Annotated in this window: 6 protein-coding genes; 1 reads left to right on the top strand and 5 read right to left on the bottom strand. The window is 69.7% G+C overall.

Features of this window, described 5'->3' with window-relative positions; all coding sequences use genetic code 11:
• Together ACFQEU_RS11330 and ACFQEU_RS11335 are read right to left on the bottom strand one after the other, a co-directional pair.
• On the bottom strand, positions 1–652 hold a 652-nt coding region (locus tag ACFQEU_RS11330), incomplete at its 3' end, for an NAD-dependent epimerase/dehydratase family protein (protein WP_379782191.1).
• Between the two features lie 121 nt (positions 653–773).
• Entirely contained in the window at positions 774–923 is a 150-nt protein-coding gene (locus ACFQEU_RS11335) for a hypothetical protein (RefSeq protein WP_379782193.1), read from the bottom strand.
• A 78-nt stretch (positions 924–1,001) separates the two neighbouring features.
• Between ACFQEU_RS11335 and ACFQEU_RS11340 the strand changes: the two genes are divergently transcribed.
• Positions 1,002–1,604, top strand: coding sequence for a DUF7575 domain-containing protein (locus tag ACFQEU_RS11340; RefSeq protein WP_379782195.1), 603 nt, complete (start codon positions 1,002–1,004; stop codon positions 1,602–1,604).
• A gap of 80 nt (positions 1,605–1,684) precedes the next feature.
• On the opposite strand, the gene ACFQEU_RS11345 is transcribed toward ACFQEU_RS11340, so the two are convergent.
• The 3 genes from ACFQEU_RS11345 to ACFQEU_RS11355 are packed head-to-tail and all read right to left on the bottom strand — an operon-like array spanning position 1,685 to position 4,626.
• Positions 1,685–2,332 carry an alpha/beta hydrolase gene (locus ACFQEU_RS11345; RefSeq protein WP_379782197.1) on the bottom strand — a complete coding sequence of 216 codons (648 nt, stop codon included), beginning with the start codon at positions 2,330–2,332 and terminating at the stop codon, positions 1,685–1,687.
• 59 nt (positions 2,333–2,391) lie between these two features.
• Entirely contained in the window at positions 2,392–2,823 is a 432-nt protein-coding gene (locus ACFQEU_RS11350) for an EamA family transporter (RefSeq protein WP_379782199.1), read from the bottom strand.
• Positions 2,824–2,853: 30 nt separating this feature from the next.
• Positions 2,854–4,626, bottom strand: a complete 1,773-nt coding sequence (locus tag ACFQEU_RS11355) for a histidine kinase N-terminal 7TM domain-containing protein (RefSeq protein ID WP_379782201.1) — start codon at positions 4,624–4,626, stop codon at positions 2,854–2,856.
• Positions 4,627–4,914: the final 288 nt, after the last annotated feature.

A 4,914-nucleotide genomic window follows, 5' to 3' on the forward strand; every position in this document is an offset into this window, starting at 1 on the left:
GCTCGCCGCGCTCGGCGACGATCCGGAGGGCGCTCGCCACGTCCTCGACGTACGCCCGGTGCCAGAGGTTCTGCCCGTCGCCGGGGACCACGACCCGGTCGTGGGTGAGCACGCGGTCGATCCAGTAGTCGAGCCGCTCCGTGTAGTCGTACGGGCCGTAGACGATACACGGGCGGACGGCAGCCGCGTTCACGCCGGCCTCCGCGGCGGCGAACACTTCCCGATCCCCCTCGGCCTTCCGGTTCCCGTAGGTGGCGTGGTCGTCGTCGACCGCCTGCTCCGGCGTACACGGCTCCAGCGGGGTGACGCCCTCGCGTTTGGGGACGTGTTCGGCCGCGTACGACGACCCAGACGAGATGTACACGTAGCCATCGACGTCCGCGAACACGTCGGTCGCGGTCGCGACGTCCGCCGGCTGGTAGGCCACGCAGTCGATCACGATGTCCGGCTCCGCGGCGAGCCGGGCGGTTTCGAGGTCCCGCTCGTTCTTCCGGTCGCCCTCGACGTGGGTCACGCGGTCGTCGTCCGCGAACGGGTCCTCGTGGTTCCCGCGGTTCAGCATCGTCACCTCGTAGCCGTTCGCCAGCAGGTCGGCGACGGTGTGTCGTCCGATGAATCGCGTTCCGCCGATAACGAGCGCCGTGTCTGTCATATCAGATGTCCGGGGAGCAGGGAGGAAAACGTGATCGAACCGGAACCGAGCTCCGCGATCGGGACCCGCGACCGACGCTCGCAGGGAGCGAGTCCACCCGGGTGCGATCGCGACGGCGGCGTTACTCCGCCTCCCGTCGCGACTCGGGGCCCTCCCCGCGCCACCGCCGGTAGAGGAGGTAAGCGATCGCGAACGGGAGGGTCCAGACGGCGACGCCGATGAACCCGTACCAGAGCCCCGTGGCGAGGTCGCCGGCCGCGATACCGAGCATAGTCTCACGGTCGGCGTTTCGGGGACATAAACGCTCCGAGGGACAACTACTCAGTCCCGGGGTTCGTACCCACCGGGCATGAGCGATCTCACCCGACGGCGACCCTGGCTCGCCGTCCTGTTGGCGGTCCTCGTCTCCGGGCTCGGCCACGCCTACTTACGCCGGTGGGGGCGGGCGTTCGGCTGGTACGTGGCGATCACGGCGACGCTCGTCCTCCTCGTCCCGGACGCCGCGATGGAGCAGCTGTTCGCGCGGGAGATCCCCCCGATAGCCGACGTCGCACCCGCGCTCGTGGTCGTCGTCGCCAGCATCCTCGACGCCTACCTCGTCGCGGTCCGCAACAACCGCGAGTACGAGCGACAGCGACGTACGGGGGTGACCGCGGAGGCGAACCGCGAGTCCGACCGACCCGAAGCCGGCGGAACCGGCCGGGCCGGACGCGGTTCGTCGTCCCGTGACGGCTCGACCGGAATCTCGTCGGCTACGGACCCACCAGCAACGGGCCCGCACGTGACGGAGTCTACCCCAGCGGATGCCACCGCGGCGGGTCCGGCCACGGAAGCCGACGACGCACCCCCGACGATCGACTGTCCGCACTGCGGGCGGGAGACGGACGCGGAGATCGACTTCTGTCACTGGTGTACGGAGCCGCTCTCGGCCGACGGCGACGCGGCGGAGTAGCACGGCTCCCGTCGCCGGGCCGTGTCGCGGGGGGAATGGGACTCCGCCGCCGGCATCGTCGATCGCTCCGGTTCCCCGACTCAGTAGTGCTCCTCGACGAACGCGACCACGTCGGCCAGCTCCGCGTCGCCGATGCCGTGGCCGACCGGGTACGTCTCGTAGGTGACCGCCGCACCCACCTCGCGGAGGCGGTCAGCCGCGGACGACGCGCGCGACTCGGGGATCACGCGGTCCCCGGTGCCCGCGCCGATGAACACCGGCTCCTCCGCGATCCCCTCGGGATCGTGATCGGCGTGCGTGTCGGCGAGGTAGCCGTGTAACGCCACCACCCACGCGTAGCGGTCGGGCGCGTCCAGCAACAGCGAGAGGCTCGTGATCGCGCCCTGGCTGAACCCGAGCAACCCGATCCGGCCGGGGTCGATCCCGTAGGCGTCGACCGCGGCGTCGACGCTCTCCGCCACCAGGTCGAGCGCCCGCGTGAAGTCGGCCGTGTGGGGTTGGCTCTGATGGAGTCCGCCGCCGGAGAGGTCGAGCTCGTACCAGGTGTAGCCGCCCTGAAGCGGGTCCGGTGCGCGGAGGCTGACGACGTGGAGGTCGTCGGGGAGCGCCTCGGCGACCGGTAACAGGTCACGCTCGTCCGCCCCACGGCCGTGTAACACGAAGACGGCGGGGGCGTTCTCGGGGTCGTCGGGCGCGACGTGGACGTGTTCGAGAGGGAGCTCGCTCATACCCGTCCGTTCGACGGCTCCCGAGTTGTATCCGTCGGCCGCGGCAGCGACCCGCTCGGTCAGGCCCCCGAAACGAGGTACACCGCTAGCGCGGCGAAGACGATCCCCAGCGCCTTCCGGGCCGTGAACGACTCGCCCAACACGAGGAATCCGATCACCGAGGAGAACACGAGGAACATCGCGAAGATGGGCGTGACCACGCTCACCGGCCCGAGTGCCAGCGATCGGTACAGCGCGAGGATCCCGATCCCGAGGAAGACGCCCGCCGCGAGCACGTGGAGCAGCTTCGGCGACGAGAGATGTGTCGTGAACCCCTGATCCGTGTACCACAGCACGCCGAGCGCCATTCCAACGAGCAGCGTGTTGGAGACGACGACCGCGACGTCGCTCGGGACCGCGTTCGGGCCGGTCGTCGCGACGCGCATCAGAGGGGAGACGAGCGCGTACGCCCCCATCGCGAGGAGGGCGTACGGGAGATAGGTGGCGTCCATGTCCCCGAGTCGGGCGGACCGAACAAGTGCCTACCGAACGCCGACGGGGCTATCGTCCCCGTTCGGGCCGTCGCGGGGATAGTCGTCGCCGGGATTGCCGTTGTCGGGATAGTCCGTCGTCTCCGCACCGCCCCCGACCGTCGGTAACGAGACGGTCACTGTCGTGCCGCACGGTTCCCGTCGCTCAAAGGAGAGGTTACCGCCGACGTGGTCGGTCGCCCACTTCACGATCCACAGTCCGATCCCGCTTCCGTGATCGAGCGGGGTCTCGGTGCCGCGCGCCAACACCTCGTACTCCGCCTCGTCGATGCCGGGCCCGTCGTCGGCGATGACGAGGTCCGCCCAGCCGTCTGCGACGCTCGCGTCGAGCCACACGGACGGCGACTCGGCGTCGTTGTGCCGGATCGCGTTCGAACAGAGGTTCTCGGCGATGACGGTGACGACCGCCGGAACACGAACGTCCGGGAGGTCATCCGCGACCGAAACCCGCGCGTGTGGGTGTTCGTCCGCGAGCTCCGCGGCAACTGACCTGACGGCCTCGTCGAGGGCGATCGGGGACGGCGGGTCCGCCGTCGGACCGAACAGCTCGCTCGCGGTACGTGTCCGCTCGCTGAGCTCGAGAATGCGGGTCGCACTCTCCGTGATGACGCCGAGTGCCCGCTCGTCGGTCGGGTCGCCCGCGAGCACCTCCGCGTAGCCGCAGATGAGGTTGGTCTCGGTTCGCACGTCGTGGCGGAACACCCTGTTGAGGACGTCCAATCGTTGCTGTTGGCCGAGGTAGTCGCCGACGTCGTGGAAGACGACCACCCGGCCTATCGACCGACTGTGGGTGTCAGTCACGTTTCGGACCGTCACCTCGTACGGCCGGCGACCGTCGGCCCCGACGATGACGAGCGGTGAGGGGTCGACTTCGGCGTCCGCCAGCGCGTCGTATCGCGGCACCACTGCGGACGCCGATTCGCCGACCGCCGTTCGGCGCTCGATCTCGAAGACGTCGACGGCACTCTGGTTCAGGTCGACGACGTACCCCTCGGTTCCGACGACGAACGCGGGGTCGTGGAGGTGTTCGAACACGAGCTGCCGGGCACGACGGCGTGGGGCCGGCGCGAGCGCGAGCAGGCGGAACCGGGAGAGCGCGAGGAGGTACGCAACCCCCGAGACGGCGAACGCGAGCGGGGTCGGGTCGAGTCCAGCCACTGGGATCGCGCCGGAGAGGTAGAGGATGCTGCTGGCCCACGGGGCCGCGGTGCCGACGAGGAGCGCGGCGCTCTGCCCGCGGAACGGCCGCGCATCGTCCCTGACGAGCTGGACGATCGGGACGGAGCCGAACAGTCCGAGGAGGTACGTGTAGCCCGCGATCACGTAGTACCACGGACCGGGCTCGACGCGGAGAAACGAACCGACCGGCGACTCCGCGACCGTCGCATCCGCTCGGATCAACCCTCCGGGGTCCCCGGCCGCGACGACGACGAGCGTAGCGAGCGGGACGGCCGCCAGTCCGAGTATCGTCCGCGGCGTCACGTACCGGTCCCGGCCGGTGTACTCCAGCGCGAACAGCAGCCACGCGATCGGGATCGTCACGACCCCGATCCACTGGATATCGTACCAGAGCGCTTTCGCCGCCAGCGTCGGCGTCTCGAGCTCGAACACGAGGAACGTCGTCCACCACACCTGCCCGACGAGCAGCACGGACAGCCACGTCGCGCCCGCCTCGGGCCGCTCGCGCCACGCGAGGATCGCCGCGGCCGTGCCGGTGACGACCGCGGCGAGCAACGCGATGGAAAGCGGGCTCAACGGGATCACTATTTATTCCATACCATATGTACATAAATGAGTTTCTCAAGCCGATCCGACAGCATCGTTCGACTGTGCGAAAAACGTGGATCTGACGACCGTACTGCTGGCACCCGCCGTCGGCCGGCGGGACGCGGTCCCGGGCGGATCGGCCAACCGTCCGTATCCGGATCAGCCGGCCATCCGCACCCCCACGAGGAGCGCGCCCACGAGGAAGTAGCTGCAGTCGGGGGCCACGCCGAGCACGGCGGGGTCGTCGATCCGTCCCGCGAGCGCCGTCACACCGATCGAGACGCC

Origin of the sequence: Halorubrum tibetense, assembly GCF_042661865.1 — an archaeon.
Taxonomy (GTDB): Archaea; Halobacteriota; Halobacteria; order Halobacteriales; family Haloferacaceae; genus Halorubrum; species Halorubrum tibetense.